This window comes from Ramlibacter aquaticus, assembly GCF_015159745.1.
Classification (GTDB): Bacteria; Pseudomonadota; Gammaproteobacteria; order Burkholderiales; family Burkholderiaceae_C; genus Ramlibacter; species Ramlibacter aquaticus.
The window spans coordinates 1-425 of the sequence record NZ_JADDOJ010000200.1 but is presented as its reverse complement, the minus strand read 5'-3'; the positions used below and the strand labels follow the sequence as shown (position 1 = coordinate 425).

Genomic DNA, 425 nt, shown 5'->3' with positions numbered 1-425 from the left:
GTCCGAGCCCAGGAACTGACGCATATCCGTGAACAGCGGGTTGGTTTCGATCAGGTATTTATGCGGGCTGGCCGCGAACTGGCTGGTGGGCAGGCCTTTGGCGCCATCGCTGTCGTTGAGGTGGAACAGGCCGTTCTGGCCACTGGGCAGGTCGAAGCCGGGCAGGCCCAGCGGGTTGACCTGTTGCTGGGCCACGTCCGGTGGCAGTTGCGGGTTGAGGCTGACCAGGGTCGAGTAGCCCGGCGCATTGGTGTTGGCGCCGCTGCCGACGTAGGTGTAGCCACCTCGCACGACGCTGTTGTCGATGCCGGCCTGGGCCTTCACATCCACGCTGCCGCCAGCTTGGATCACAGCGGCGTAACTTTGGTCTGGCGCGCTTAACTGGGTGGTCTTGCGCAGGGCGATCTGCTCGCTCTCCATCTTAC

At 64.2% G+C, this 425-nt stretch carries 1 protein-coding gene; it reads right to left on the bottom strand.

Translation table 11 applies throughout. The features are described 5' to 3' along the window. Positions 1 to 425 (bottom strand): hypothetical protein (locus IM725_RS20110; RefSeq protein ID WP_193782407.1); only part of this gene is annotated, 425 nt, incomplete at both ends.